This window comes from Paeniglutamicibacter cryotolerans, from assembly GCF_014190875.1.
In the GTDB taxonomy this organism is placed as follows: domain Bacteria; phylum Actinomycetota; class Actinomycetes; order Actinomycetales; family Micrococcaceae; genus Paeniglutamicibacter; species Paeniglutamicibacter cryotolerans.
This window is the reverse complement of sequence record NZ_JACHVS010000001.1, coordinates 2202052-2227535: the sequence shown is the minus strand read 5'-3', so window position 1 is coordinate 2227535 and position 25484 is coordinate 2202052. Positions and strand designations below refer to the sequence as shown.

Genomic DNA, 25484 nt, shown 5'->3' with positions numbered 1-25484 from the left:
CCTTCTCCCATGGCCCAAGCCACCACGGCACCACGAACCGGTGCCGATGCCCCGCTGCTGCTCACGCAGCGCCGGATCTGGATCATCTTCTCCGCGCTCATCGCCGGCATGATGCTCTCTTCCCTGGACCAGACCATCGTCTCCACCGCCATGCCCACCATCGTGGGCCAGCTCGGCGGCGTGGAACACCAGGCCTGGATCACCACCGCCTATCTGCTCGCCACCACCATCGTGATGCCGATCTACGGCAAGTTCGGTGACGTGTTGGGCCGACGCAACCTCTTCCTGATCGCGATCGCCCTGTTCACGCTCGCCTCGGTGGGCGCGGCGCTCTCGACCGGCTTCTGGATGTTCGTGATCTTCCGCGCCATGCAGGGCCTGGGCGGCGGCGGTCTGATGATCCTCTCGCAGGCGATCATCGCCGACATCGTGCCGGCCTCCGAACGCGGCAAGTACATGGGGCCCCTGGGTGCCATCTTCGGCCTCTCCGCCGTTGCCGGACCGCTGCTGGGCGGCTTCTTCGTCGACCATATGAGCTGGCACTGGGCGTTCTACATCAACATCCCGATCGGCATCGCCGCCTTCGCCATTGCCTGGTTCACACTGACCCTTCCGAACAAGAAGGCCGCCAAGAAGATCGACATGCTGGGCGTGCTGCTGCTCTCCGCGGCGACCACCTGCCTGATCTTCTTCACCGACTTCGGCGGGTCCAAGGACCACGGCTGGGCCGCACCCGAAACCTGGGCCTGGGGGCTGGGCCTGCTCGCCGCCATTGTGCTCTTCGTGATTGCCGAGGCCCGCGCGCAGGATCCGATCATCCCACTGGCACTGTTCAGGAACCCGGTCTTCGTCAACGCCACGGCCATCGGCTTCACCCTGGGCCTGGGCATGTTCTCCGCCATCGCATTCGTCCCGACGTTCCTGCAGATGTCCTCCGGCACCTCGGCCGCCGTCTCGGGGCTGCTCATGCTGCCGATGATGGTCGGCCTGATGGGCACCTCGATCTGGTCCGGCATCGCCATCTCCAAATCCGGTTCCTACCGTGCCTACCCGATCGCCGGCACCCTGGTTACGGCAATTGCCATGCTGGCGATGACCACGCTGAGCTCCACCACTCCACTGTGGCTGATCTGCGCCTACCTGTTCGTCTTCGGCGCCGGACTGGGCTTGATCATGCAGGTCGTGGTGCTGGTGGTCCAGAACGCCGTCGATCCGACGATGGTGGGCACGGCGACCTCCACGAACAACTACTTCCGCGAGGTCGGGGCCGCCCTGGGCGTGGCGATCTTCGGCGCGATGTTCACTAACCGGCTCTCCGAGAACCTGAATACAGTGTTCCTGGGCGCAGGTTTCGACCCGGCCGCGGCCGGGGACGCGACCGCCCGCCTTGCTCCCGCGGCCATGGCTCAGCTGCCTGAGGCGGTGCGCGAGGGCATCGTCACAGCGTATGCCGACTCGCTGGCACCGGTGTTCTGGTACCTGATTCCGTTCCTGCTCATCGCGTTCGCACTGGCCCTGTTCCTGAAGCAGGTCAAACTCTCCGACACATCGGGCATGGTGGCCCGCGGTGAGGCGATCGGCGGCGAGGAAGCGGTGGAGCTCGAGGCCCGGGCCCGGGCTGCCGCCAAGGGCAAAACTCCGGCCGGAACGACGGCCGAGGCGAAAACCGACTCCGGGCGCTAACCCCGCTTCGCAGCCGCATGGGGAAATCGGGACCGGCCATTGGTCCGTCCCGATTTCTTTGCCCGATCAGCGGATGAAGTGCCCCCGGGCGTGTGGTTCGAGCGCCCATTCCACGGCGCGGGCATGGCGTGGCGGCAGGTTCGGCAGGTCATCGAGCCGGTACCAGGCCACCTCGAGGTTCTCATCGTCATTGACCTTGGCGGTGCCGCTCACATAGTCGCAGGCCATGACGACGTCGAGGAACTGGGCCTGGTCCCCGTTGGGATAGGTCACTGCCTCGGTGGTTCCCACCCCGACCAGCGCACGGGCGGAGACCACCACCGAGGTTTCTTCCAAGACCTCGCGCACGGCCGTGGCAGCCGGCTCCTCGCCCGGTTCGATGATGCCGGCGGGCAGCGTCCAGCGGCCGTTGTCGGCACGGCGGACCAGCAGCACCGATTCGTCGTGGATCACCACCACTTTGACCCCGGGAAGCCAAAGCGGTGCATGGCCGATCTTGGAACGCAATTCAACAATGAAATCCGGTGTGGGCATGCTTTTCATACTGTCATGAACAACGCCGCCGTGGTGCCCAGGAACATGAACGGACCGAAGGCGAACGTGCTCTTGCGGTTGGCCCGGCGCAGCACCATCAGCGCACCGGCCCACAACGCACCCGTCACGAAAGCCAGCAACGTGCCGAACAGCAGATGCGACCAAGACAGGAAACCCAGGTACATGCCCAGGATCCCTGCCAGTTTCACATCCCCCAGACCCATGCCGCCCGGATTGATGACGTGCAACAGCAGGTAGAACAGGAACAGCGCCACCCCGGACACGACCACGCGCAGCGCCGTCATCATCTCACCCGCCATGGCGGCGGCAAGAACCAACAGCAACAGCGCTATCGGGTACCAGGGGAAGATGATCCGGTTGGGCAGCAGGTGCACCCTCGCATCGATGGCCACCAGCCGCACCGCGTTGACCAGGAACAGCACCAGGGCGGCTACCAGCAGCAGCCCTGCCACCGGTTGTGCCCCCCATAGCAGCGCTGTCGCCTCGATCATGTGCCCAGCGTAGGTCAGGAACGCCCCCGCGGCGATACCCCGGATCAGCACAAGGGACCATGGCGGTGCCCCGAGGCACCGACCTAGACTGAATCCATGGGTGAACAACCAGTTTTCGACGGCTCCACGGTGCGCAGGCCACTGCCGGACCATGCCGACATGGCCTCCTTCAGGCGGCTCTGCCGGTCCTCTCCGTGGAAATGGGATTCGGTGCGCTTCACCTGGGAATCCTGGGATGCACAGCATAGTCCCGAGCCATGGGCGCCGGGCCAGCCAGCCGGACCGGTCACCGCGATGATCAGGCGCCCCGCCGCCGTGCGGGTGCAGGATGCCCAAGGCGCGGTGCTCTTCGCCGATACCGGACGTGCACCCTCCAAGGACGCCGCCTTCGTTTCGGCAACGCGCGATGCCTGGTTGCTTCCGCCCAGGCTGCTCAGCCCCGTATATGAGAACGACGGTCTGGTCTCCCGCCGGCCCGAGGCGGCCTATGTGATCCCCTCGCTGCCCGCAGCCGGCTGGAACTCCATATTGGACCCGGTGGAATTGGCGGGCTGCGCTCCGGGCCCTGCCGACCTGCCCTTCCCGCATCCGCTGATCATCCACGAACTGATCCGGGCCAGCGACTCCGCCGGGCGAGATGGCTGGGAGGCCGTGGTCTCCCCCGGCCGGCTTTATGCGCCGGCGGTGGCCGGTGCCCCGCTGGTGGGCGATGGCCGCTGTACGGTACGCATCGACATGGCCACGGGGATCTGCACCGGCAGCCAGTGGCTCGAGGGGACCCGGGCCGGCCGCGGGCACTCGCTGCGCATCCTCGCAGTGAACGAATACATGATCGATGACCTGTTCGAGCAGCCCCAGGAGCCGCTGACCGACGTCCGCAAGCACATCCGCTGGGTCGTCGGGGGCCACCGGCCGGCCTGATCAGCGGGCCCCGTCCTCCAGCAGCTCGGTGACCAGCGCGGCGATCGCCGAGCGTTCGGAGCGGGTCAGCGTGACGTGCCCGAAAAGCGGGTGGCCCTTGAGGATCTCCACCACGGCCGCTATCCCGTCATACCGGCCCACGCGCAGATTGTCGCGTTGGGCCACGTCGTGGGTAAGCACCACCTTGGAGTTCTGCCCGATCCGGCTGAGCACCGTCAGCAGCACGTTCTTCTCCAGCGACTGCGCCTCGTCGACGATCACGAACGCATCATGCAGCGAGCGGCCTCGGATATGGGTCAGCGGCAGCACCTCGAGAATGCCGCGGGACATGACCTCCTCCATCACGTTTTGGCTGACCACCGAGCCCAGCGTGTCGAAAACGGCTTGGGCCCATGGGTTCATCTTCTCGTTCTCGGCACCCGGAAGATAGCCCAGTTCCTGACCTCCGACCGCATAAAGCGGGCGGAAGACCATGATCTTGCGGTGCTCGTTGCGCTCCAGCACCGCTTCGAGCCCGGCACACAGGGCCAGGGCCGACTTTCCAGTGCCGGCCCGCCCACCCAGCGACACGATGCCGACGCTACGGTCCAGCAGCAGGTCGATGGCCAGACGCTGTTCAGCCGAGCGGCCGTGCAGCCCGAAGGCTTCCCGGTCACCGCGCACTACGTGCACCAGCTGGTTCGCATCCACCCGGCCCAGCGCCGAGCCACGCGGTGAATGGATGACCAGTCCGGTGTTGGCCGGTTGGGGCGCCATCTCCGGGATGCTGATCGATTCGCCCTTGAACAGGGTGGCCATCGCCTCCTCGGAGATGTCCGCCTCGGCGACACCGGTCCAGCCCGAGGAACGGACCAGCTCGTTCCGGTATTCCTCGGCATGCAGGCCCATGGCAGAAGCCTTGACGCGCATCGGCAGGTCCTTGGATACCAGGGTGACGGTCAGTCCCTCGTTGCTCAGGGACTTGGCGACGGCGAGGATCCGCGAGTCGTTATCGCCATTGCGGAACCCGACGGGCAGCACCTCCAGACCCACGTGGTTCAGTTCGATGCGAAGCGTGCCGCCCTTGTCACCGAGCGGGATCAGCCCGCCGAGCCCGTCATGACTGGTACCCAAGTCATCGAGCAGGCGCAGGGCCTGACGGGCGAAGAACCCCAGTTCTGGGTCGTGGCGCTTCTTTTCCAGTTCCATGATCACCACCAGGGGCAGGACCACTTCGTGTTCGTCGAAGTGGAGCAGTGCCTGCGGGTCGGCGATCAGGACCGAGGTATCAAGGACAAAGGTCCGGCGGGGGTTTCTGGTGCCCGCCACTGGTGTGCCTGCCATGTCGACTCCCGCCCCGGGCCGCGGCCCGAAGGTCGTTGGTGAACGGCTGGGTCCTGCCGATACGGGTTTCCTGCAGGACCCTTTCCGTCGTCCGGCCTCTTGCCGTCCGATACCTTCGACCCTACGCCCGAATCCTACGAATGGGCTATCAATCGGATAACACTGGACCGCACTCGGGGAAACACCAGTGATGCTCCTGACTAGGAGCCGAAGCGTCTTTTCCGGTCGGCAAAATCACGCAGTGCACGCAGGAAATCGACCTTCCGGAAGTCCGGCCAGAGCGCCTCGCAGAAGTAGAACTCGCTGTAGGCGCTTTGCCAGGTGAGGAACCCGGAAAGCCGCTGTTCGCCGGAGGTGCGGATGACCAGATCCGGGTCCGGCATGCCGCGGGTGTAGAGGTAGGTGGCCAGCTTGTCCACGTCGAGCGTTTCTGCGATCTCTCCGGGGGTCAGGCCGTTCGCCTCGCCGTCGCGCAGAAGTTCCTTGACGGCGTCGACGATCTCCCGGCGCCCGCCGTAGCCGACGGCCATGTTCACATGGATCCCGGTGGCACCCGCCGTGGATTTGGCCAGCTCGAGGAGCTTGTCTGAGAGGTAGTCCGGAAGCAGCTCGGGCGCACCCACCGGGTGCACCCTGACGGTACGGGCTTCCCCGAGGCGGTCCAGGGTGTTGGCGATGATCCCCATCAGGTCGTCGAGTTCCTGGCTGGATCGATTCATGTTGTCCGTGGAGAGCATGTAGAGGGTCACCATGTTGATGCCCAGCTCCTGGCACCAGCCGAGGAATTCGAGGATCTTGTCGGCTCCTGCCTGGTGGCCCTCGGACGTGGGCGCGCCGGCCAGCCGTGCCCAGCGGCGGTTCCCGTCAACGAGCACGCCGATGTGCGTGGGGAGCTTTTCCGGGGACAGTGAACGTGCGACGCGACGCTCATAGAGCAGGTATGCAAATCCCGGAAGTTCCACCGTGTCTCCCGCTTCCTGTGGTGCTGGTCTCGCGACATCGCCGCGGCGGCGACATGCCGCTTCAATGCTCAACGCTACCGGTTCGAGGGCCCTGCCAGCTCCAGCGACGCGTGCCCGAATCGGCCGAATGCCATCTCGCCAATTGTTACCGTGAAGTAACTTCAAATCGGTTTCGGTTAGCATTAACCATGTCCTCCCCCGCCGCCCCCGTGTCCGAAATCAAACCCCGCCTTCGCGGATGGATCCATGCCGCCACCGCCCCGTTCGCCCTCGCCGCGGGCATCGTGCTGGTCGTCCTGGCTCCGACACCGGCGCTGAAGGCGGCATCTGCCCTCTATGCCTTCACCGGCCTGCTGCTGTTTTCCGTCAGCGCGACCTACCATCTGGGAAACTGGTCCCCCGGGGTGAAGCGGACGCTCAAGCGCCTGGACCACACCAACATCATGCTGGTCATCGCCGGTTCCTACACCCCGCTGGCCTGGGCACTGCTGCCCCCGGAAAAAGCAACCATCCTGCTGACCGCGATCTGGCTCGGGGCCCTGCTCGGGGTCGGCTTCAGGGTCTTGTGGACCGATGCCCCGCGCTGGCTCTACGTTCCGGTATACATCCTGCTGGGGCTCGCGGCGCTGCTGTTCATCGCAGACTTCTACACCGCCAGCCCCGCGGCTGCAATCCTGATCTGCGCCGGAGGGGCCTTCTACATCGCCGGCGCGGTCTTCTACGCGCTGAAGCGGCCGAACCCGTTCCCCGAGTGGTTCGGCTTCCACGAACTGTTCCATGCCTTCACCGTGGCCGGCTTCGCCTGCCACTTCATCGCGATCATGATCGCCGTTCTAGGCTCCCGGTAGATACGGCAGCAGGACGCCGCGCAGCGCAGCCAAACCGGACACCGGTGCCAGACACACCCCACCCCGGCAGACGTATGCAGCCAGTCCACCATCGGGCGCGGCGGGCCGCTGCTGCGCTCCCACCGGCTGCGCGACGCCTGCAAGCATGCCCAGCGCCCGTGCGCCGGCGCGCTGTTCGGTTGTGCCACCGGTAAGCACCAGTTCGGTTCCGGTTCCGGCTCCCAGCCGGGCGAGCACCGCCAAGGACGCACCCATCGCGTGCGGGACCCTTCCTGCAAGCCGGGGAACGAAACCCAGCAGTGCGGACACCCGCCCCCGTTCAACCGAACCATGCGGATCCTCCCCACCGGTTCCGGCGGCGGCCAGCGTCCCAGCCCGATCCAGCAGGGCCGAGCAAAGTAGCGCCACCGCACTGGGAAGCGCATCGTCCAGCGCCTCGATAGATGACCGTCCGGAGCGGGCGGCCAGCAGCATCGCGTCACCTGAGGCCGATTCGACCGGCAGGCCATCGAGAATGAAGAGTTCCAGAGCGGCATCGAGCAGCAGCGCCGCCCGCTTCTGCCACCGCTCTTCCCCGCTGGCGACAGCAAGCGCCTGGAATCCCAACGCCACCGCCGCGTAGTCCTCCAGTAACCCCGGAACGCCCGATGCGGCCGATCCCGGGTAGCTCACGCGCAGCAGCGGGGCCCCTGAGCGAGAGGCGTCCCAATGCCCCTCCCAGAGACGGGCGGCGGCGGCTTGCGCCAGGTCCAGGGCCGCAGCGTCCCCCAGTAGCACGGCGGCCAGGGCCAGACCCTGGATGGCCAATCCGTTCCAGGCTGCCACGACCTTCTCATCGCGCGAGGGCTGCGGGCGGGCCGACCGCGCGGCCAACAGCGCGGGGACCGCGGCGTCCCAGGCCAGCCACTGGGACGGGACCGGCAGCACGGCAAAAGCCAGGGTATGTGCGGTGTCCTGATCCGGGATCTCCGATTCCAGCGTGCGGCCATCGAGTAGCGGCGCGAGCACGGCCCACTGCTTGGGCACCAGCTCCGCCAGCTGCTCGTCACTGAACAGATAGCAGGAGCCTTCGGCATGGCTGCCGTCGGCCTCGATGACATCGGCGTCGAGCGAGGAGGCGAAGGCGCCGCCCGGTAGCACCATGTCCCGGCACAGCCAGGTCACGATCCCCGTGGCGGCCCGGGTGGCCAGCTCGCGCTGCCCGGGATCCGGCGTGAGGGCGGCGAAGCGGGAGTACAGCCCGAGCAGCTGGGCATTATCGTAGAGCATCTTCTCGAAGTGCGGCACCCGCCACTGCCCGTCAACGCAATAGCGGGAAAACCCGCCACCGGGCAGATCGTGCAGCGCGCCCAGCGCCATCTTTTCGAGGGTGCGTCCGGCCAGGGACAGTGCTTCGGGGGCCCGGGGAGAGGGGCCCGCGGCGAATTGGAGCAGGAAGTCCAGCGCCGGATTCGGCGGGAACTTCGGGGCCGGGGAGAACCCACCGGTGGGATCCTCGATTTCAAGCAGCTTATCCAGCGCTGCATCCAACGCCTCGTGCCGCGGTTCGGAGCCCCCGGGCGCCGCAAGCACGGCGGAGAGCATGGCGCGCTGGCCGTCTGCGACCGACCCGAGGTGGGCTGCCAGGGTGTCGGCCTGGACCTCCAGTTCGGGGCGCCTGATTTCCCAGGCCTCCCGCACGGCGGCCAGCACCTGCATGAACGAGGGTGTACCGCTTCGGGGCACGGGCGGGAAGTAGGTTCCGGCGTGGAAGGCGCGGCCGTCGGGGAAGGCGAAGACGCTCATGGGCCAGCCTCCGGCCCCGGTCAGGGTCTGTGTGGCGGCCATGTAGGTGTTATCGACGTCGGGGCGTTCCTCCCGGTCCACCTTGATGGCCACGAAGTGTTCGTTCAGGTAGGCCGCAGTGGAGGCATCGGCGAAGGACTCCCCCGCCATCACGTGACACCAATGGCAGGCGGCATAGCCGATCGAGAGAAACACCGGCACATCGCGTTCACGGGCACTGGCGAAGGCCGCAGACCCATAGGGCCACCAATCGACCGGCTGATCGGCATGTTGGCGCAGGTAGGCCGAGGCCTCAGCGGCGATGCGCGATGCCATGCCCCTGCTCCCCTCGGCCGGGCCCGCCATTAGCGGGCTTCGGTGTCCTGCGGATCCGTGTGGTCGCCCGTCGCCTGGCTGCTGACCGGACCGGGGGCCAGTTCATCGCCGGACCGCAGCTCGGCGCCGCGCTCCACCAGCTGGGCCTGACGCAGTTCGGCCTCACCGGAGTAGCGCACCCGGCGAATCCGGCGGGTCATGTCGCGGATCAGGAAGATGGTCAGGATGGCCACGGCTGCGGTGAACACGAAGCCAATGAACCCGGGGCCAATGGATTGTGCCGCGTCGGCGGTAATCGGAGCCGGGCTGGGCGAAGGTGTGGCTGTAGCTGCGAGCAGCAGGATCGAATACACGTGAAAAGCTCTTTCTGATGGGGTTGCCGGGCGCTGCCGACACTACCTATCTTAGCCCGGCGAACAGGTCGTCTTCTGGCAGCGAGGTGGGCACCTTCGAGTCGATCAGGCTGTAGTCCTCCCACGGCCAGTAACGGGCGTAGACATCCGAGGGAACAGCGAAGAAGAAGCCGGTCGGATCGATCTGCGTGCGGTGGGCCAGCAGCGCCCGGTCGCGGTGCTCGAAGTACTCGAAGCAGGCGACCTGGGTGGTGGTCTCGTGCGGGCTGACCCAGCCGAAGAACTCGGCGTCGGGCTTCGCCTCCCACTCCGCGACGCGCTCCGCGTAGGGCGACTCGATGCCCGACTCGACCATGCCGTAGTGCAGCGTGCGGAAGCGCTCGGGGTTGAACGCGCGATCGTAGTAGAGCTTGGACACGCTCCAGGGCTCGCCGAGCTCCGGGTAGCGGGCCGGGTCGGCCGCTGCCTTGTAGGCCTCCACCGTGATCTTGTGCGACATGATGTGGTCCGGGTGCGGATAGCCGCCGTTCTCGTCGTAGGAGATCAGCACCTGCGGGCGGAATTCACGGATGAGCTTCACCAGCGGTGCCGTCGCCGATTCCAGTGGCTGCAGGGCAAAGCAGAGCGGATCCAAGGCGGGCAGCGGGTCCCCTTCAGGCAGGCCCGAGTCGACGAAGCCCAGCCAGCGGTGTTCCACGCCGAGGATATCGGCGGCTTCCGCCATTTCACCCCGGCGGACCCCGGCCAGGTCCCGATGGGCGTGGGCCAGTTCGCCGACGGCGGCGTTGAGAATGTCACCCAATTCACCACCCGTGCATGTGGCAACGATCACCTGCGCACCTGCGGCCGAGTAGGCGGCCATCATGGCCGCACCTTTACTCGACTCGTCGTCGGGGTGGGCGTGGACGGCCAGCAGGCGCATGCCGGAGGAGGGCGGGATGGGGACGATGCGTGGTTCTTCCACGGGTGGGCTCCTGCTTGAGATAGCGCCGGTCCGGTGTCGCCGAACCAAGGCTTAGAATGGAGGGGATGTTTTCCCCAGATCCGACGCCCATGACCAACGGAGAAGCGCCTGTGTCCAGCGTAGCCAATCGATACGGCACACCCAAGCGCAAGCTTTCCCGCCAGACGAAAAAAGTCATGGTCATCGCCGCACTGGCCCTGGCCTTGGTCGTCGTCTTGTGGATGTCCACGGCCAATGCAAAGAAGGTCTCCTTCACCGACGTCTCTTTTGAAATCCCGTCCAGCACCTCGGCCGTCGTCGTCGTCGAAGTGACCAAGGACGCCGAGGCCGACGTGCAGTGCGCCGTCCGGGTACTCAACGAGGCCAAGGCCATCGTGGGGTTCAAGACACTGACGTTGGGCCCCTCGCAGGGAACTGGAAAAGTGACCATCCACAGCACGGTGGACCTGCGCACCGAATCGCTGGGCACGACCGGCGGCATCGAGTCCTGCAAAGTCATCCACTAGGCACGGCAAACCCTCGGGATTCCCCGCGGTCGGGGTATCGTTTGCGGCAACATTTGATCAAACGGATCCAATGTTGTTGGGGAACCGCACTTCTATGGCTAAAATCAATCTAATACGATCCACCCCGCCGGATTTTTGGTGATGGACTGAGGTTCACCATCAAGCCGCGCGGGGTCTTTGCATGCAAAGGGATATCGATCCCTTCAAGGCAAAGACCGTTTAGGCGGCCGGCACCCGATTTGGGCGCCGGCCCCGTCACCACAAGGAGAAGCACGTGACTACCACGAACAGCGAACCCGTTGTCTGGCTCACCCAGGAGGCCTTTGACCGCCTCAACGCCGAATTGGACCACCTTTCCGGTGAGGGCCGTTCGGAGATTGTGGACCGCATTGAGCAGGCCCGCTCCGAGGGTGACCTGAAGGAGAACGGCGGCTACCACGCTGCCAAGGAGGAACAGGGCAAAGCAGAAGCCCGTATCACCTATCTCAAGGACTTGCTGCGCCGCGCCCACGTCGGCGAGTCCCCGGCCGACGATGGCATCGTCGAACCGGGCATGCTGGTTCAGGCTGTCATCGCCGGCGATCCGACCACCTTCCTGTTCGGCAGCCGCGAGGTGGCCGGCGATTCGGACCTCGAGGTCTACAGCGAGAAGTCTCCGATCGGTTCCGCCGTGCACGGCAAGAAGGCCGGAGACAAGATCAGCTATACGGCACCCAACGGCCGCGAGATCATCGTCGAGATCGTTTCCTGTAAGCCGTACGCCGCTTAACCCCGGCACTAGGCGTTCCCGAGCGGCCGCCCCATCCCGGTTTTTGCGGGGAGGGGCGGCCGCTCGGCGCTTAACTGCCGGATCCCCGGCAGTGGCCGGCTCCAGGAGGGGGCGGAGGCCTGCAGACTTGTGGCGTTCACCGGCACGGAAGAAGCAGCGTCATGGCCTAGTTCATGGATCTCCGCCGCGGATCTGCAGGCAGCCCATGCCCCGACCTGGCCATCAGAGGGATCCGCGACCACACCGGCCATCCGGTCGACCAGGTCCATGGAGTGCATCTCGCAGGCTGACGCCCGGACGCAGACGAAGGCCGGTCCCGAAAGCCTGGTCATCGCGTAGGGGTTCCCCGGTGGCAGTTCCCTCCGGTGTTACTGCATGATCAGCGGCTGGAACCCCTCGGCACGCAGGTTGTTCAGCACCAGCTCGGAGTGCTCGTGTCCCTTGGTTTCCATGTCGATGGTGATCGCCACGTCGCCCATGCTCAACGAACCGCCGACCCGGGTGTGGTCCAGCCGGGTGACGTTGGCGTCCGATTCGGCGATGACCCGCGAGATGGTGGCCAGCTCGCCCGGGCGGTCATCAAGCATCATCCGCACTGTCAGGTAGCGTCCGGCGGCGGAGAGGCCGCGCTGGATCACCTTGAGCATCAGCAACGGGTCGATGTTTCCGCCGGAGAGGATCACCGCCGTCTTGGCCGGGTTCAGGCCCAGTTCCTGCAGTTTGCCCTCGAGCAGCGCGGCAACACCCACCGCGCCGGCGGGTTCCACCACCAGCTTCGAACGCTCCAGCAGGAACACAAGCGCCCGGGCCAACGCGTCTTCGGACACCGTGACCACGTCATCGACCAGCTCCTTGATGATCGCGAACGGCAGCTGGCCGGGACGGCCCACGGCGATGCCATCGGCGATGGTCCGCACCGTATCCAGCGGGACCAGGGCATCGGCCGCCAGCGAGGGAGGGTAGGCCGCCGCGTTTTCGGCCTGGACACCGATCACCTTGATGTCGCGGCCCAGCTCGGCCGCCCGGGTCTTGATCGCCACCGCGACACCGGCCAGCAGTCCGCCGCCACCCACGCCCATGAGTACCGTGTCGACGTCCGGTAGCTGTTCGAGGATCTCGAGGCCGATGGTCCCCTGCCCGGCGATGATGTCGGCGTTGTCGAAGGGATGCACAAAAACGGCACCGCTGGAATCGGCGAAGCGCTGGGCCTCTGCGAGGGCCTCGTCCACGTTGTGTCCGTGCAGGATGACCTCAGCCCCGTGGTCCCGGGTCGCTGTCAGCTTCGGCAGCGCCACGCCCAACGGCATGTAGATGCGCGCCTTGATCCCCAGCCGCCGCGCGGCCTGGGCCACGCCCTGGGCATGGTTGCCGGCCGATGCCGCGACGACACCGCGGGCCCGCTCCTCGTCCGAGAGCTTGGCCATGCGCACGTATGCCCCGCGCACCTTGAATGAACCCGCCCGCTGCAGGTTCTCGCACTTGAGGAACACCTCGGAGCCGACGACAAGGGACAGCGCACGGGAATGCTCCACCGGCGTGCGGGCAATGACCCCGTCCAGCAGCTTGCGGGCGGCTTCGATGTCGGCAAGGCTGACGGGCAACTTGGTCTGCTGGAGCATGGGGATGACTTTCTCGGTTCGGGAGTGGAGTTTGAGGTGGGAGGGGAAGGGGCTTAGTTCGCCATCGGGCGGATTTCGCCGTCGAGGTCCGCTGGTGCGGAGGGGGCCCTCAATGGTGGCGGGTCGGCATGAATCAGGCTGGGGTCGTTGTCCCAGCCGCGGGCGGCTATGTATTTGACCACCGTGTTCAGCACCGCCATGATCGGCACGGCAAACAGGGCCCCGGCTATGCCGGCGATCATCGTTCCGGCGGTGACCGTGATGACCACCGCCAGCGGGTGCAGCGACACTGCCTTGCCCATGACCATCGGCTGCAGGATATGGGATTCGGCCTGTTGGACCAGCAGCACGATGGCCAGCATGAACAGCGCGTTCAGCCAACCGTTGGCGACCAGCGCCAGCAGCACCGCCACGGCACCGGTGACCAGCGCGCCGAGGATCGGTATGAAGGAGCCGATGAAGACCAGCACCCCCAGCGGCATGGCCAGCGGCACTCCCAGGATGAAGGCACCGATGCCGATGCCCACCGCATCGATGAATGCCACGAACAACTGCACACGCACATAGCTGACCATGCTGGACCAACCCTTGCGTCCGGCGCCCTCCGCAGCGGGGCGGGCCCGGCGCGGCAGCAACCTGACCAGGAACATCCCAATGCGTCGGCCATCGAGCAGGAAGAAGATCAGCGAGAAAAGCACCAGCAACACGCCGGTCAGCAGATGCCCGACGGTGGTTCCCCAGGACAACGCCCCGGAGACCAGCCCCGAGCTGTTGTTCTTCAGCTGGTTCAGCGCGTTTTCGAGGAAGGCGTCAAGATCCTCGTTGCTGATCTTCAGCGGGCCCTCGGCCAGCCATTGCTGGATTTGTGAGATGCCGGTCAGGGCCTGGGCCCACAGGCTGGTCAGCCCGACGGCCAGGCGCTGGCCGACCACGGAGAGCGCAGTGACGATGAGGCCCAGAAACGCCAGGATGGTGATGCCGGTGGCCAGGCCATTGGGGATGCCGGTCCGGCGGAGGAGCATCACGACGGGACCCAACAACCCCGAGAGCAGCGCCGCTATCATCAGTGGGATCAGCAGCAGCGAAATCTGGGAAAGCAGCCAGATGACAATCCCGAGGGCACCGATGATGATGGCAACCCGCCAGGCCCAGTCGGCTGCTATGCGCACCGCGTAGGGCATGTCGCTGCCCGGGTGGACGGACGGCGTGGCGTTCGGGGTGGCTTCAGGACCGGCCGGGCCCACCTGGGTGCCCGGTGATCGAGAAAATAGGTGCTTCATCTGATCATACTTTCACAAAATACCGAGCAATTTGCCTTGTTACCTAGAGACATGACCTAATCCCCCAGTTTCCACTGAGCCGGGCGCCGGGTTCCAGCCAGATTAGGCCTTCTCCGCTGTTCAATGCGTTGGCCGGAGCTGTCATGGGTTCCACCGTGATGGAGACCTCGCGCCCCGGCATGACCTCGGTGATGAACACGTGGACATAGGGGAACGCGGCATCGGCCCACAGCACCACGCTGCGCCCGTCCCGGGCCTCGAGCGCGTGCTCGAAACGCCCGTTTTCCACGGCACTCAGCCCGGTGTAGGTACGGTCGATGCGGTGGTCCCCCACCCTGGACCCGGCACGGAAATCGGTGTCGCCCGCTACCGGTCGGGCCCTTATTGGAATGAGCCGGTCATCGGCTTCCAGCCAGGTCTCGGCGGCCAGCCGAAGCACGAGCTCCCCGCTCGGGAGATCGCCGAGGCAGAGATACGGGTGGGCGCCGAGGGCGACCGGAGCCCTCCGCGGCCCGCGGTTGTGCAGCGACTGGCGCACTTCAAGGTGCCCGTCGGCATCGAGGCGATAGGTCGCCTCGTGGGTCAGGCGCAGCGGGTAGCCATGTTGCGGAAAGATCTCCGCGCGCAATGTCACAAAGTCGGATTCCTGCGCGACGCAGGCGTATCCGGTATTGCGCAGCAACCCGTGACTGGCGTGACCACGGGCCCGCTCGGTGATATCCAGTTGCTGGACGGCGCCATCGAGCATCCAACGCCCGTCGGCCACCCGGTTCGGCCAAGGGGCCAGCAGGATGCCGGAGGCTCCGGGCGGAGCGGACTCCACGCCAAAGGGCTGTGCCAGGTCGATGCCATGGCGCCGGTAGATCCGCAGGGCCGCCGCCAGCTCGGTAATGACGGCTTCCGCGCCGCCGGAGCTGATCCTGAATTGCGATCCGGTGGCGTGACCGGAACCACGCAGCTGGGCTTCCATGCATCCACGGTAGCCCGGGTGGCTCACCGATGGGCAATGCGTGGACGGTGTGTGACGATACGCGCCCGGATACGCCGAAGGCGGCACCCGTTGCGGGTGCCGCCTTCGGCGCTCAAAGGCAGACGCTTCTTAGTCGTCGCCGCGCAAGATCGCCAGGATCCGCAGGATTTCGATGTAAAGCCAAACCATGGTGACGGTCAGGCCGAAGGCGGCGGTCCAGGAGAACTTCTCCGGTGCGCCGTTGCGCACACCCTCGGAGATCGAGGTGAAGTCGAGGACGAGGGCGTAGGTGGCCAGCAGCACGGCGAGGATGCCGATGCCGATGCCCAACAACCCGCTGCGCATGCCGAACTGGCCGCCGGCCACGCCGGTGATCATCAGCACGAAGTTCAGCAGCGAGAACAGCACATAGCCGATCATGGCCGCCATGAACATCTTGGTCATCTTAGGGGTGGCGCGGTACTTGCCCGAGCGGTACAGCACCAGCACCACGGCGAAGACCGAGAGCGTAGCGAGTACTGCCTGGCCGGCGATGCCCGGGTACTGTGCTTCAAGGTAGCCGGAGAGCCCGCCGACGAACAGGCCCTCGAAGCCCGCGTAAAGCAGGATCAGGATCGGCGATGGCTGCTTCTTGAAGGAGTTCACGAGGCCCAGGACCAGGCCCACGATGGCCCCGACGATCATCAGCCCAGGCGCCTGCCAGCCGATGACCGCGCCGATGAGCAGCACGGCGAAAGTGGCCATCGTCTTGTTGATGACGCTGGCGTAGGTCATCCGACCGGTCTGCTGCGGTCCGGCGGACGGCTTGGTGTAGAGGTCTTGAAGTTCCTGCGCGCTCAGGTTCGGCTGCGCGTGGAATGTTGCGGTCGCTGCGTTCGGACCCGTCTGTTCACGGTAGGACTTCGAATTGAAGACCGGGTTTCCGCCCAGTGCCATGTGATTCTCCTTGGTAGGTGGTTAGTTAATAGCCTACGTGGTGGTAACGAACGGCGCTTCCAAATAAATCCCGGATGACGTGGATTATTTGGCTGACCTCACCTAGGCCGACCGCGGATGCCCTGCCGCGGCAAGCGTGCGTCCTTCACCGGAAACATACTCCACTCAGTGGAGTATGCTCGTTTCATGGAAGAGCCGCTGAGCGAAACGACATTTTGGATATTGACCGCCCTGGCCGGTGAGCGTCGACACGGTTACGGGATCATGCAACAGATCGAGGCCTCCGGCAACGGCAGCACCCTGAAGGTGACCACCCTCTACGCCGCCCTTGAGCGGTTGGACCGTGCCGGGCTCGTGAAACCCGACGGGGAGGAAATCGTCAAGGGCCGCTCCCGGCGCTACTTCAGACTGACCGACGCCGGCGCCCTGGCGCTCGTCCGGGAAGTCGCCCGGCTGGAGGCGAGGGCCCGGGTGGCCGGCGAACGGCTTGCAGCCGCCCGGCTTGGACCGGCCTTCCGCCCGGCCGGCCAGGCCACCGCATGAGCCCCCTGGAACGCTCCTACCGTCGGGCCATGCTGGCCTATCCACGTTCATGGCGCCGGAAAAACGGCGAGGTCATGCTTGGAACCCTGCTGGATGCGGCCGAGGAACGCGCCAGCGATAAGCCCGCCGTTTGGGAGCTCGCTTCGCTGCTAGGCCATGGCCTGGGTGAACGCCTCAACCGGCGTTCGGCGCTGGTCTTGTCCCTGGTAGCACTGGCACTCTCCGTGACCGGATCGCTGCTGTACCTCGATCCGACCATCGAAGCCGAAGCGCTTCCCTACTTCCTGTCGATATCATTGGCCCCCTTCCTGCTTTCGCTCGCGGTGGCCGGGATCTTGCGCGAGCTGGACATCGTCCCGCACCTGCGCGCACTTGCCGGGGCGGCCCTGGCACTTCCGGCGTGGCTGCTGAGCTCACTCGCCGCCCTGTCCTGGTCCATCGGGTTCGAACAGGCCGACCAGGGCATTCCGTACTCGCCGCTGGCCGAGGCCTTCGTCCCCCTCTTCCTGGCAGCGTGGGCCTTCGGCACCTCCGCCTGTGCCTTGGTCTTGTCCGCGGTACTGCGCCGCACCGGCATGCGGCGGATCCCACGCCTGCTGATTGCCACAGCCTGCGGAGCCGTGATCGCTCCGATTCCGTCGTATGTGCCGCTGATGCCCTTCGGCAGCGCGGGAATCGCGCTGACATTGCTGATCCTCGTGTTGCTGGTCAAGCGGACTCCCGGGAACGCACCTGATGCACAGATACACATCCCGCTGCCCGCAGTGGTGACGCCGCGCCCCGCGGCCCCGTGGGAAAAGGCCCGGATGGCGGGTGCCGCATGGATCGGCACGGCAGTAGGACTGCTGGCGGTCGCCTACGCCCTCACCGGGAGCCTGTGGTTCGACTCGGGAGCCGATTCCACCGAAACCATGCGCCAGGGCATGGCACTGGGGTTGTTGGCACCGCTGCCACTGGTGCTCACCGCCGGCCGGTTCCTCGAATCCCGCCGCGGCGTTTCCGGCCGCCTTGCGGCATCTCCGGCATGTGCCGCTGCTGCGGCACTTGTCGTTGCCGCGGCGGCATCCGGGTTGCCGCTCGGTGACGCCGGGCAATGGAGTCTGCTGCTGGCATCCGTGGGAATCGGCGCATGCGCCGCGGCTCGGACGGCATTCGTGGCCGGGATTGGAGTCCCCGGAAACCGGTTGCTGCTGGCCTGCGCCTTCGGCGGCGGGTATGCGGTGTTCCCGGGTCTGCTGGTTTCCACGGCCGGGGCATTCGCCGCGCCCCTGCTTGGCATCGCGACATTGGTCTGGCTTCGCAGGAATACGGCACCCCAGCCGGTCTTGCTCCGGGCATGAAACAGATCGGCCCGGAGAACCCTTCTTCGGGAGCTCCAGGCCGGCCTTCACGTACCCCCAGTGGGACTCGAATTCTTTGCATACCCGCTACATGCCAAGAAATCCCCAGAATCTAGGGGAAATAGACAACGCATAATCACAGCATTTCACACAAAATCTCAGCAAGGTGTGCCCAATGTGTGCCCAAGCCGACCCCAGCGCACTGCCAATCACGAGCGCCCTTGGTCGGAGGGCTACTGATACGAGCCAGTAGTTTGTGCCAGCTCTCATCCGTCCAGGTTCAGTTGCGGCTTGTGATTTGCCCCGCTAATGTGCACGTTTTCCTGTTGCTTGAGGTAGTTCTCAACTTGCAATAGGAGCGGCTTTCTTAACAACGTGTTGGTTGCTTCCTGGCTGAAGATCCAGTCTTCCAATTCGGGATGAATAAACGAGTACAAGAGGCGCATGTCAGCGATTAGCCCGGCGGCCGTTCTGCGTTGCAATTTACCGCTTTTGGTCTTCTTTGGTTGTGGGAACCCAAAAACAACTGGTTCACAGTGGCTAATCCGGTTGCGCGCAGCCACAAATCGTTGAACCAACGCGGAAACTTGCTCGAAGCTCGGCGGTTCAGTCATAGCGTCCCTTGCTTTGAACACCCCACCAAGGCCACTATCCCCGGACCACAAAGTATCTGCATACTTCACTGATACGCCGGATGCATAGCCGCCCTTACCCAAAAGGTTTTTCCAGGCACCCATACGAAGTTCGGCAACGAGGTCATCAGGGCTCACCTGCCCTCTACGACGGCCGCTCCACCCCCTACGGCGGGCGAACTCGTCATGAGCTTCTTGCACATATTTTATGAAGTAGTCGTCGAAAGTTCCATCTTCGAGATCAAACCACCGCACCCCGTGCCGGGCTGACATCTGGCGGTGAACAGCCTCCCTGAGTGCAACTTCCAGGACTCGACACAGTGAATACATATGTGAGGACAATTGCGAGTCCAGGACATAAAGTTCGATTGATTCCGTTTGCCGACCATCACAAGCGGAACGAAACCTCTTCATTCGCGCCGAGGGGATGGCAGAATGGAAGAAGAAACTTTGTGGTCCGTCAGGTTGCTCAATCACCCCAGCATCATATATGGTCATATCCATAGTCCCGGAGGCCCACGCGGTTTGCTCCACTAAAGGGTTTCGAGAGTTATTGCAGGTTCGTCCGCGGTAAATCTCAATATGAATGTAAAGAAATAATCCCCATTTGGCTTTCCAGCCGGATGGGGATTCTTTCGCCTTAACCGCGTAAGGCCCCCAGGGGCTCGGGTGAGCTTCTGGGGGCCTTACCACAAACGATTCAGAAGATCTGCACCTTCATGTCGTCAACCACGCGAACTCCAACCTTCTCCAAGGCTGAACGCGTCGTGTAAACCTTGTTCATTGGATCGCCGGATTCGAGGTGACTAACTACCTCAAGGAACCGAACGTGAGATTCCAAAACGACTCGTTCCTCGCCTGAATATTCAAATGCGGGAATCCAGACAGGCTCACTGGAAACCGAGTAGTAGTGACGGCGAGCAATGAGAGCACCAGCCCAAAATACGTCGATGCACTCAAAATCGGCGGTTGTGTCTTTGCCCTTGATTGGCGACGGAATGCCCTCACCAAGCCAAGCAAACGATTCATCTTCCTGCAGTTCCATTCCCCAGGCGATGGTCAGGTTTACGTCTTCCGAGTACGTGGCTCGGTGAGGGTGCACGTTGGGAGAGAAACGGCCCTCCGATTCCTTCCAATCAAACGCGTACGCTGGGCCCAGGCCGCCATGACACGGGAGATAGCGCCAATCCTCGGGTGAGCTGTGGGACAATCTTTGCAAAACGTCATCGAAACGCATATGAACCTCTCTAGGTGTTGAGTAATCTTTCAATTTTAGCTGCTCGACTCCGACAGATTGCTAGAAGTAGCAGGTCATGGGCTGCCTGTGTGGTGGTTCCAGAATGACCCAGAAGAGTTGCTAAATCGCTGAAGGATCCCAAGGTGCATCAGGCACATGGCCACTGAAGGCCGGGAGGCCATCCACACCGCTATCCAAGTATTTAGCGGCCCAAGCTGCCCGGGCTTCATCCCACGCGCAGTACCTCGCATAGGCATCGTGGGGATCGCCGCGAGCATCGCCGGGCCAATCATCCGGCACAAACTCCAACACGTGCAACGGAATCACCGAGCCGTCCTCGGCCTGTACCGGCCTTGTCCTGCGCCTCATCGGACCGCTGACAAGGCCCGGACGCCGGAACGCTTCTGCGGCGTCCTGTCGGCCTCCTGCTCGTCCTCCAACGGGATCCGCAGCGACGCCACCAGCTTCGCCAGCGTCACCCGCTGCTGACGCGCCTCCACCAAAGCCGGGTGCGCCTTCACACCTTGCGGCGACACCGTCGTCACGCCATCAGACCGAACGATCTTCTCCAAGGCTTCGAGGGCATCAACCGTCCGTGAAGCCTCCAAAAGCACCGATAACTCGTGCTCTCCAAGCTCAAAATCGTCGGTAATAGCCTTCCAAAGCTTCTTTCCACCCGCCTTTAGGTTGGCGGGAACACGCTGATTCATGCTCAAATCCTTTCAAAACCCCCGTAATTCCGGGGGAAAAATCCATAGGTTGATTAATCCAGCTCCCCGGAGAGAGAAATCGTCTAGCCCCGGAGGGCTAGGAGGGAGGGGTGCCCCGGGACCTCCCCCTGGGGTGAGCCGGCCTGTTGCGACCGACTCACCGTTGTCGTGGGTTAGACGATGAAGGATCCGTAGCCACCTTCTGGCAAGAGGCTGGGGTGTTTGCTTTCCCGGAGGGCGTGCAGTGCTACCTGTTCGTTGTGGAGCATGCTCTGGTAGCGCTTGCCCACGTGTTCAGGGCTGTCGGCGAGGGTGAGTGGTTCGCCTGCTCGCACGGCTTCCCAGATGGTTGGCTTGTGTCGTAACTCTTCCCATTGCTGGGCGTTGGGGTTCATGAATGTGAATGGCATTCCAGCGTTGTTGCCGTAGCTGTTGCTGCCAATTGCGCCCCAGAGGTCGCGCCATGCCTTGATGAGGTTTTCAAGGGTAGTGATTCCTTGTGTGACGTTGAGTGCCGATGTGGCGGTGTCGCGTCGTGCGGTGCGCTGGTCAATGGTTGCCGGGTCTTCTACGCCCTTAATTGGGTCGGCGTCTGCAACGAGCGCATTTGCGGTTGCGTTGAATGCATTTTGGAGTTGTTCGAGAATGGTTTTCGTGTGAGATTCGAGTTCCGCGGCTTGGCGCCTGAGTTCATTTAGGTAGTGTGTCTGGTCGAGCTGGCCGATGGACTGAATGTAGAGCTTTGATACAACGGCGATGACCTTGGGATCTGCGTACGGATCTTCGTATTCGCTGGAGACGATGAGCTCTGGCAGTTCCGCAGTGTCTGCGCGGATCTTCGGGAATGGCCGGATTGGGGCTAGTTCTGGCGGGGTGATTCCGGCTGCCCGTAGGGAGTTGATTACGATACCGACGAGTTGGGGGTTCAACATGTTTTGTCCTTTGGTTCTGGGTTGGTGAGGGCCTTGAAGTAGTCAAGGATCCCTTCGATGAGTTTTGGGCGGGTTTGGACAAGGCGCGTGGGTAGTCGCGCAGCTCGTCGCTTTCCTCGGTCGTGGTTCAGTCTTCGATTTCGATCCAGTGGATCCAGCTGCGGAACACGCAGGTGACTTGTCCATTGCGGATGATTTTGAGGTTTTTTTCGTAGTCGACGTCTTTGGCGGTGCCGGGTACGTCGTAGGTGCCTTGGTCGGTGATTATCCGGATCATGGGGTGCTCCTGTTCATTCCGCCGGGGTGGCGGGTAGTGCTGGTTCGGGGGTGCCGTCTGCGGCGGTCAGGGGCGCGCTGTAGCTGGTGTGGCAAGGTTGATGCATCAGCGGATGATTCGGAGAGCGAATGGCCGGCGAAGCCTTGGTGGAGATATCAACTAGGTAGAGGCAAGAACTTGGGCAAAGGGCGGAACTCTTGATTTGCTGCGGGTTGAACTGTGCCCCTATGTTGAGCGCCCCATGATTCCCAATCGTTGATGAGTAGCAGAAGTATGATTTTCCAAGCCGAAGTAACTGGGCCGCGAGTTCATTAATGGCGCGTTTGCCAAATCCTCGTCGCTGGTAGAACGGGTCAATTACAAGGAAGCGCAACAGGACAGTTCCTGAAGGCACAGTCTTTTGTGCGGTCAGGATTTCTTCGAGGCAAACACTTCCGACGATTTCTGATCCTGCCCGAATTGCGTACAACGAGGCTGAATTCTCCGTGACGGCATCTTGGATCGATTGCCGACTTTCTGGATGTGCTGTGTGCCCTAGCGATCTGTTGAATATGCCAGCGATTCGTTCATATTCTGCTGGCAAGGCTTCGGTAACTTGAAGTGGTTCTACTCCAGCTGCGGTGCTCATTTGCTGTACTCCTGGCAGTGGTGTTCGGTCATGCGGCGTTCGGCGGATTCGGCGCGGCGTTTCCAGTAGGTGACGCGCTGCTCGGCGTGCCGGGCTTGTTCCCATAGGGCTGCTGCGGCGGCCGCTGGTGGCCATTGGCGTAGTTGTCGGTCCGTGAATCGGTATCCGCTCATGGTGGGGTGCTCCATTCGTCGTAGGCGTGGGAACAAAGAAGGTGGATACCTCCGACGCGTAAACGTCTTGGGAGGTACCCACCGCAGAACCAACAGTCCTCGTAGGGTTCAGGCATTCTTTGTGGTGTGGTCGAGCTGGTCTGCGTAGTCGTGGATCTGGTCCGCGATGGCCCGCGCTTCGGAGGGACTCATGTGGGCGAGGACTTTCCCGGCGTGCATGATGGCGATCCCCGGGGTTCGGGTGCCGTCTTTGTCGAGCCAGTCGCGGATGCGCAGTTTTGCTTGGGGGCGGAATCCTGATCGGTGGCTCATGCTGCGATTCCTCCCTTGTGGTGGTCGCAGGTGTAGCAACCGTTCATCGGGTCCTGGTGCAGTGGGCACTCGTGCGAAGGTGTCGAAGGTGTCGAAGGAGTCACTTCAATTTGCATGACACCTTGGGTGACTTCTTCGGAAGGGGTCAACGAAGGTGTCACGTGTTCAGATGTGACACCTTGGACACCTTCGGGGTTTTGGGTGACTCCTTCGGCGAAGTCAGCCCGCCACACCCAGCCAGCCCCGAAGGCGCTTTTCTCGGAGACGATGCGCGGGCTCTTGCATCGCTTCCGGGCGTTCTTGATCTCGTTCTCGGAGAAGCCGGCAGCGTGCCCCGCCTTGAGGCAGTCACGTGCCGGCGCCTCCCAGGCTTCCCTGCCTCGGAGCAGGTCCACCAGGAATGCTTGGGCGGCGTTCCTGTCGTCTTGCTCGTCCGGGTCGGTCGCCGTTTCCCGGTTGATCAGGTCCCCGACGGTCTGGTCGGTTTCCCCCAGGAAGTTCACACGGGCGACGCTGGCGGTTTCCCCGTCATCGGTGGTGACATCGGTTGATTCGAGCAGGAACTTGTAGGAGCCTTTCGATTCGCCGTAGTTGTTCTTGTCCTGGCTGAAGATCCGTTCCCCGGTCTCCTCGTCGGTGGCGAAGGCCAGATAGGAGCGGGTGAGGTCCCGCCACGCGTGCGAACCGGACATGCCCTTGGAAACGGATCCGCCGCCCTTGTTGAAGTGGTTGATCAGTACCAGGGCGAGCTCGTGGCGCTGCGCCAAGGCAATGAGCGGTTCGTAGGAGCTCCGTACGTCTTGGACCTTGTTCATGTCGCCCTGCATGAGCGACGGGGCCGGATCCACAATCAGTAGCTTGGCACCGACCTCGTGCATGGCCTGTTCGATCATGTCCACGTCCAGCGGGAAGCGGATGGAACGGGTCTGGGCAACATGATCGTCAACCGTCGTTTCCACGTCGATCTTGAAGATGCGGTCTAGATCAGCTCCGGCGGCCTTGAGCCGGGGAACCATAACGGTGTCCCAGTCGTCCTCCGGGCCAATGATGATCGTGGCGATCTTCCGTCCATGCAGGTCGCCGTGAAGCTCCCCTCGGCTGCCCTGCGCGGCGAGGTCGAGCATGAACGTGGTCTTACCTTCCCCGCCTTTCCCGGCGGCAATGGTGGCCGTGCCCAGGGGGATGACTCCGTGGCCGGTGAAGGGTTCCCAGAACCATTTCTGGCGGCGGGTCTTGATTTGGCTGGCTGGTGTCAGCAACACGCGTTTGGTGGTGATGGGTTCTGTCATGCCGCGTTCCTCCTCGGATGTGTTGGGGTGGCCCCGGCTTGTTGCCGGTGGGCCAGTACGTCAATGAAGCCGGCTGTGGACTTCACAAAGGATTTGTTGTGCTCGTGTTCGAGTTCCATGGCCCGGATGATGCGGGATAGGTGCTCGTGGTCGATGCTGCGGGCCAGTCCCGTTTCGTAGCCCATGCGGAACAGCTCCCACGCGGTCCGGTCGGTGCGCAGGAGCTGTTCGAGGTATTCGGTTCGGGGGTCTGGCCCAACATCAGGTTGCTGGGTCATAGGCGAGTCCTAGAACGGGCCGGTGATGATGGTTGGAAGGTGAGCCAGGACGATGAACCCGCAGATGCAGGTGGCACCGAATACCTGCTGTACTGCGATCTGGATGCCGCGCTTCATGCCGACACGTCCTGTTCGGCGCGCTCGGGGATCGCGACGAAACGGCCGGCACATTCGAGACACAGGGGAATGCTGGCATCCGCTATGGCGTTCGGCGTATCCAGGATTTCCCAGAATGCCTTGCTGATCTTCCCGAAGTCCCCGCACAGGGGCATTATGGCCGCGTCCGTGATCCGGGCGAACTCGATGTCTGCTGTCAGGTAGTAGTGCAGCTTGCTCATTTTGCGGCCTCGGTTTCCGTGCTGAGCGTCTGGGTGGCGTTCAGGTCGAGCGCCCGGCAGATCTTGAAGTAGTCCAACATGCCCATGACGGAGCGGCCGCCAAGCTTGTTGCGCAGCGTCGTTGCCGGGATCCCGGCCCGGCGGCTGATGGCGGCAAAGCTCAGCGGGGAATTGTTGGCTGCTGCGTTCAGGCGGCGCATGACCAGTTCAATGGGTGGGCTCACCGCTGCTTCGGGGGCCGAAAGGCTGGCAGGAACGGGCAGGCAGCGGCGCTTGGCCTCGGCTTCGAGGTCCGCATCAGAATAGGTGCGGATATCATCGGCAGGAGCGAGTGCGGCGAGGTTGTCAGCGCTGCATGGCTGGGCCTTGCTGGTGCCGTCGAAGACCACGGGGACGAACCCGGGGATGACGTCGGCCGCTTCTGGTGCTTCGGCGACGGTGCCCGTTTGGCCGGCGGGGAACACCCATACGCGGGTGCCTGGGGTGAAGGTATGGTTAGACATGTGAATCGGTTC

At 63.8% G+C, this 25484-nt stretch carries 30 protein-coding genes; 7 read left to right on the top strand and 23 right to left on the bottom strand.

What is annotated here, in order from left to right; translation table 11 throughout:
- Positions 1-9 precede the first annotated feature (9 nt).
- Positions 10-1683: an MDR family MFS transporter gene (locus tag E9229_RS10365; protein ID WP_183511127.1), complete on the top strand. Its 1674-nt coding sequence runs from the start codon at positions 10-12 to the stop codon at positions 1681-1683.
- 66 nt (positions 1684-1749) lie between these two features.
- Here the strand turns inward: E9229_RS10365 and E9229_RS10360 are convergent, their stop codons facing one another.
- Positions 1750-2217, bottom strand: coding sequence for an NUDIX hydrolase (locus E9229_RS10360; protein ID WP_183511126.1), 468 nt, complete (start codon positions 2215-2217; stop codon positions 1750-1752).
- A 5-nt stretch (positions 2218-2222) separates the two neighbouring features.
- Complete coding sequence (locus E9229_RS10355; protein WP_312855663.1) at positions 2223-2780, bottom strand: A24 family peptidase; 558 nt, start codon at positions 2778-2780, stop codon at positions 2223-2225.
- A gap of 45 nt (positions 2781-2825) precedes the next feature.
- Here E9229_RS10355 and E9229_RS10350 point away from each other — a divergent pair, with 45 nt between their 5' ends.
- Positions 2826-3650: a hypothetical protein gene (locus E9229_RS10350; protein WP_246380463.1), complete on the top strand. Its 825-nt coding sequence runs from the start codon at positions 2826-2828 to the stop codon at positions 3648-3650.
- Here E9229_RS10350 and E9229_RS10345 read toward each other — a convergent pair whose 3' ends face one another.
- Together E9229_RS10345 and E9229_RS10340 are read right to left on the bottom strand one after the other, a co-directional pair.
- Positions 3651-4973 carry a PhoH family protein gene (locus E9229_RS10345; RefSeq protein ID WP_183511125.1) on the bottom strand — a complete coding sequence of 441 codons (1323 nt, stop codon included), beginning with the start codon at positions 4971-4973 and terminating at the stop codon, positions 3651-3653.
- Between the two features lie 200 nt (positions 4974-5173).
- Positions 5174-5935, bottom strand: a complete 762-nt coding sequence (locus tag E9229_RS10340) for an isoprenyl transferase (protein WP_183511124.1) — start codon at positions 5933-5935, stop codon at positions 5174-5176.
- A gap of 188 nt (positions 5936-6123) precedes the next feature.
- Between E9229_RS10340 and trhA the strand changes: the two genes are divergently transcribed.
- Positions 6124-6783 carry a PAQR family membrane homeostasis protein TrhA gene (gene trhA, locus E9229_RS10335; protein WP_183511123.1) on the top strand — a complete coding sequence of 220 codons (660 nt, stop codon included), beginning with the start codon at positions 6124-6126 and terminating at the stop codon, positions 6781-6783.
- Here trhA and E9229_RS10330 read toward each other — a convergent pair.
- Genes E9229_RS10330 through mca form a run of 3 tightly spaced genes read right to left on the bottom strand, consistent with a single transcriptional unit; the run spans position 6769 to position 10158 of the window.
- On the bottom strand, positions 6769-8883 hold the full coding sequence (locus tag E9229_RS10330; RefSeq protein WP_183511121.1) for a thioredoxin domain-containing protein: 2115 nt from the start codon (positions 8881-8883) through the stop codon (positions 6769-6771). The two genes, trhA and E9229_RS10330, sit on opposite strands and share 15 nt — an antisense overlap.
- Positions 8884-8912: 29 nt before the next feature.
- Positions 8913-9236, bottom strand: a complete 324-nt coding sequence (locus tag E9229_RS10325) for a hypothetical protein (protein ID WP_183511120.1) — start codon at positions 9234-9236, stop codon at positions 8913-8915.
- 46 nt (positions 9237-9282) lie between these two features.
- Positions 9283-10158 carry a mycothiol conjugate amidase Mca gene (gene mca, locus E9229_RS10320; protein ID WP_183511999.1) on the bottom strand — a complete coding sequence of 292 codons (876 nt, stop codon included), beginning with the start codon at positions 10156-10158 and terminating at the stop codon, positions 9283-9285.
- A 107-nt stretch (positions 10159-10265) separates the two neighbouring features.
- On the opposite strand from mca, the gene E9229_RS10315 reads away from it, so the two are divergent.
- The gene (locus tag E9229_RS10315) at positions 10266-10706 is read left to right on the top strand and encodes a DUF4307 domain-containing protein (protein ID WP_183511119.1); all 441 of its coding nucleotides are present in this window, start codon (positions 10266-10268) and stop codon (positions 10704-10706) included.
- 274 nt (positions 10707-10980) lie between these two features.
- Positions 10981-11475, top strand: coding sequence for a transcription elongation factor GreA (greA, locus tag E9229_RS10310; RefSeq protein WP_183511118.1), 495 nt, complete (start codon positions 10981-10983; stop codon positions 11473-11475).
- Positions 11476-11843: 368 nt separating this feature from the next.
- Here the strand turns inward: greA and ilvA are convergent, their stop codons facing one another.
- The 4 genes from ilvA to E9229_RS10290 all read right to left on the bottom strand — a co-directional run bounded on the left by ilvA (position 11844) and on the right by E9229_RS10290 (position 16280).
- Positions 11844-13094 carry a threonine ammonia-lyase gene (gene ilvA / locus E9229_RS10305; protein WP_183511117.1) on the bottom strand — a complete coding sequence of 417 codons (1251 nt, stop codon included), beginning with the start codon at positions 13092-13094 and terminating at the stop codon, positions 11844-11846.
- A 53-nt stretch (positions 13095-13147) separates the two neighbouring features.
- Positions 13148-14374: an AI-2E family transporter gene (locus E9229_RS10300; protein WP_183511116.1), complete on the bottom strand. Its 1227-nt coding sequence runs from the start codon at positions 14372-14374 to the stop codon at positions 13148-13150.
- Between the two features lie 43 nt (positions 14375-14417).
- Entirely contained in the window at positions 14418-15344 is a 927-nt protein-coding gene (locus E9229_RS10295) for an aldose 1-epimerase family protein (RefSeq protein ID WP_183511115.1), read from the bottom strand.
- A gap of 129 nt (positions 15345-15473) precedes the next feature.
- Positions 15474-16280 (bottom strand): Bax inhibitor-1/YccA family protein, encoded by an 807-nt coding sequence (locus E9229_RS10290; protein ID WP_183511114.1) that lies wholly within the window; start codon positions 16278-16280, stop codon positions 15474-15476.
- Between the two features lie 186 nt (positions 16281-16466).
- Between E9229_RS10290 and E9229_RS10285 the strand changes: the two genes are divergently transcribed.
- Together E9229_RS10285 and E9229_RS10280 are read left to right on the top strand one after the other, a co-directional pair.
- Positions 16467-16823, top strand: a complete 357-nt coding sequence (locus E9229_RS10285) for a PadR family transcriptional regulator (RefSeq protein WP_183511113.1) — start codon at positions 16467-16469, stop codon at positions 16821-16823.
- Positions 16820-18163 carry a hypothetical protein gene (locus tag E9229_RS10280; protein ID WP_183511112.1) on the top strand — a complete coding sequence of 448 codons (1344 nt, stop codon included), beginning with the start codon at positions 16820-16822 and terminating at the stop codon, positions 18161-18163. Before E9229_RS10285 ends, E9229_RS10280 begins: the two co-directional genes overlap by 4 nt.
- Positions 18164-18429: 266 nt before the next feature.
- Here the strand turns inward: E9229_RS10280 and E9229_RS10275 are convergent, their stop codons facing one another.
- From E9229_RS10275 to E9229_RS10220, 12 genes are all read right to left on the bottom strand, one after another.
- A complete protein-coding gene (locus E9229_RS10275; protein WP_183511111.1) occupies positions 18430-19272 on the bottom strand; it encodes a hypothetical protein in 843 nt (280 codons plus the stop codon).
- 223 nt (positions 19273-19495) lie between these two features.
- Positions 19496-19840, bottom strand: coding sequence for a hypothetical protein (locus E9229_RS10270; protein WP_183511110.1), 345 nt, complete (start codon positions 19838-19840; stop codon positions 19496-19498).
- 557 nt (positions 19841-20397) lie between these two features.
- The gene (locus tag E9229_RS10265) at positions 20398-20742 is read right to left on the bottom strand and encodes a terminase (RefSeq protein ID WP_183511109.1); all 345 of its coding nucleotides are present in this window, start codon (positions 20740-20742) and stop codon (positions 20398-20400) included.
- 173 nt (positions 20743-20915) lie between these two features.
- Positions 20916-21674 carry a hypothetical protein gene (locus E9229_RS10260; RefSeq protein WP_183511108.1) on the bottom strand — a complete coding sequence of 253 codons (759 nt, stop codon included), beginning with the start codon at positions 21672-21674 and terminating at the stop codon, positions 20916-20918.
- 127 nt (positions 21675-21801) lie between these two features.
- The gene (locus tag E9229_RS10255; protein WP_183511107.1) at positions 21802-21951 is read right to left on the bottom strand and encodes a hypothetical protein; all 150 of its coding nucleotides are present in this window, start codon (positions 21949-21951) and stop codon (positions 21802-21804) included.
- A gap of 13 nt (positions 21952-21964) precedes the next feature.
- Positions 21965-22579 (bottom strand): GNAT family N-acetyltransferase, encoded by a 615-nt coding sequence (locus E9229_RS10250; protein WP_183511105.1) that lies wholly within the window; start codon positions 22577-22579, stop codon positions 21965-21967.
- On the bottom strand, positions 22576-22752 hold the full coding sequence (locus tag E9229_RS10245; RefSeq protein WP_183511104.1) for a hypothetical protein: 177 nt from the start codon (positions 22750-22752) through the stop codon (positions 22576-22578). Before E9229_RS10245 ends, E9229_RS10250 begins: the two co-directional genes overlap by 4 nt.
- 108 nt (positions 22753-22860) lie before the next feature.
- Positions 22861-23064, bottom strand: a complete 204-nt coding sequence (locus E9229_RS10240) for a hypothetical protein (protein ID WP_183511103.1) — start codon at positions 23062-23064, stop codon at positions 22861-22863.
- Positions 23061-24353, bottom strand: coding sequence for an AAA family ATPase (locus tag E9229_RS10235; protein WP_183511102.1), 1293 nt, complete (start codon positions 24351-24353; stop codon positions 23061-23063). The genes E9229_RS10240 and E9229_RS10235 overlap by 4 nt, the downstream gene beginning before the upstream one ends.
- A complete protein-coding gene (locus tag E9229_RS10230) occupies positions 24350-24631 on the bottom strand; it encodes a hypothetical protein (protein WP_183511101.1) in 282 nt (93 codons plus the stop codon). The genes E9229_RS10235 and E9229_RS10230 overlap by 4 nt, the downstream gene beginning before the upstream one ends.
- A gap of 113 nt (positions 24632-24744) precedes the next feature.
- Positions 24745-24969 carry a hypothetical protein gene (locus E9229_RS10225; protein WP_183511099.1) on the bottom strand — a complete coding sequence of 75 codons (225 nt, stop codon included), beginning with the start codon at positions 24967-24969 and terminating at the stop codon, positions 24745-24747.
- Positions 24966-25472 carry a hypothetical protein gene (locus E9229_RS10220; RefSeq protein WP_183511098.1) on the bottom strand — a complete coding sequence of 169 codons (507 nt, stop codon included), beginning with the start codon at positions 25470-25472 and terminating at the stop codon, positions 24966-24968. The genes E9229_RS10225 and E9229_RS10220 overlap by 4 nt, the downstream gene beginning before the upstream one ends.
- Positions 25473-25484 lie beyond the last annotated feature (12 nt).

Coding starts and splice junctions, on each gene's coding strand:
- E9229_RS10365 (WP_183511127.1), top strand. CDS start 10: ATGGCCCAAGCCACCACGGCACCACGAACCGGTGCCGATGCCCCGCTG.
- E9229_RS10360 (WP_183511126.1), bottom strand. CDS start 2,217: ATGCCCACACCGGATTTCATTGTTGAATTGCGTTCCAAGATCGGCCAT.
- E9229_RS10350 (WP_246380463.1), top strand. CDS start 2,826: ATGGGTGAACAACCAGTTTTCGACGGCTCCACGGTGCGCAGGCCACTG.
- E9229_RS10345 (WP_183511125.1), bottom strand. CDS start 4,973: ATGGCAGGCACACCAGTGGCGGGCACCAGAAACCCCCGCCGGACCTTT.
- trhA (WP_183511123.1), top strand. CDS start 6,124: ATGTCCTCCCCCGCCGCCCCCGTGTCCGAAATCAAACCCCGCCTTCGC.
- E9229_RS10330 (WP_183511121.1), bottom strand. CDS start 8,883: ATGGCATCGCGCATCGCCGCTGAGGCCTCGGCCTACCTGCGCCAACAT.
- mca (WP_183511999.1), bottom strand. CDS start 10,158: ATGCGCCTGCTGGCCGTCCACGCCCACCCCGACGACGAGTCGAGTAAA.
- E9229_RS10315 (WP_183511119.1), top strand. CDS start 10,266: ATGTTTTCCCCAGATCCGACGCCCATGACCAACGGAGAAGCGCCTGTG.
- ilvA (WP_183511117.1), bottom strand. CDS start 13,094: ATGCTCCAGCAGACCAAGTTGCCCGTCAGCCTTGCCGACATCGAAGCC.
- E9229_RS10300 (WP_183511116.1), bottom strand. CDS start 14,374: ATGAAGCACCTATTTTCTCGATCACCGGGCACCCAGGTGGGCCCGGCC.
- E9229_RS10295 (WP_183511115.1), bottom strand. CDS start 15,344: ATGGAAGCCCAGCTGCGTGGTTCCGGTCACGCCACCGGATCGCAATTC.
- E9229_RS10290 (WP_183511114.1), bottom strand. CDS start 16,280: ATGGCACTGGGCGGAAACCCGGTCTTCAATTCGAAGTCCTACCGTGAA.
- E9229_RS10285 (WP_183511113.1), top strand. CDS start 16,467: ATGGAAGAGCCGCTGAGCGAAACGACATTTTGGATATTGACCGCCCTG.
- E9229_RS10280 (WP_183511112.1), top strand. CDS start 16,820: ATGAGCCCCCTGGAACGCTCCTACCGTCGGGCCATGCTGGCCTATCCA.
- E9229_RS10270 (WP_183511110.1), bottom strand. CDS start 19,840: ATGGAACTGCAGGAAGATGAATCGTTTGCTTGGCTTGGTGAGGGCATT.
- E9229_RS10265 (WP_183511109.1), bottom strand. CDS start 20,742: ATGAATCAGCGTGTTCCCGCCAACCTAAAGGCGGGTGGAAAGAAGCTT.
- E9229_RS10260 (WP_183511108.1), bottom strand. CDS start 21,674: ATGTTGAACCCCCAACTCGTCGGTATCGTAATCAACTCCCTACGGGCA.
- E9229_RS10255 (WP_183511107.1), bottom strand. CDS start 21,951: ATGATCCGGATAATCACCGACCAAGGCACCTACGACGTACCCGGCACC.
- E9229_RS10250 (WP_183511105.1), bottom strand. CDS start 22,579: ATGAGCACCGCAGCTGGAGTAGAACCACTTCAAGTTACCGAAGCCTTG.
- E9229_RS10245 (WP_183511104.1), bottom strand. CDS start 22,752: ATGAGCGGATACCGATTCACGGACCGACAACTACGCCAATGGCCACCA.
- E9229_RS10240 (WP_183511103.1), bottom strand. CDS start 23,064: ATGAGCCACCGATCAGGATTCCGCCCCCAAGCAAAACTGCGCATCCGC.
- E9229_RS10235 (WP_183511102.1), bottom strand. CDS start 24,353: ATGACAGAACCCATCACCACCAAACGCGTGTTGCTGACACCAGCCAGC.
- E9229_RS10230 (WP_183511101.1), bottom strand. CDS start 24,631: ATGACCCAGCAACCTGATGTTGGGCCAGACCCCCGAACCGAATACCTC.
- E9229_RS10225 (WP_183511099.1), bottom strand. CDS start 24,969: ATGAGCAAGCTGCACTACTACCTGACAGCAGACATCGAGTTCGCCCGG.
- E9229_RS10220 (WP_183511098.1), bottom strand. CDS start 25,472: ATGTCTAACCATACCTTCACCCCAGGCACCCGCGTATGGGTGTTCCCC.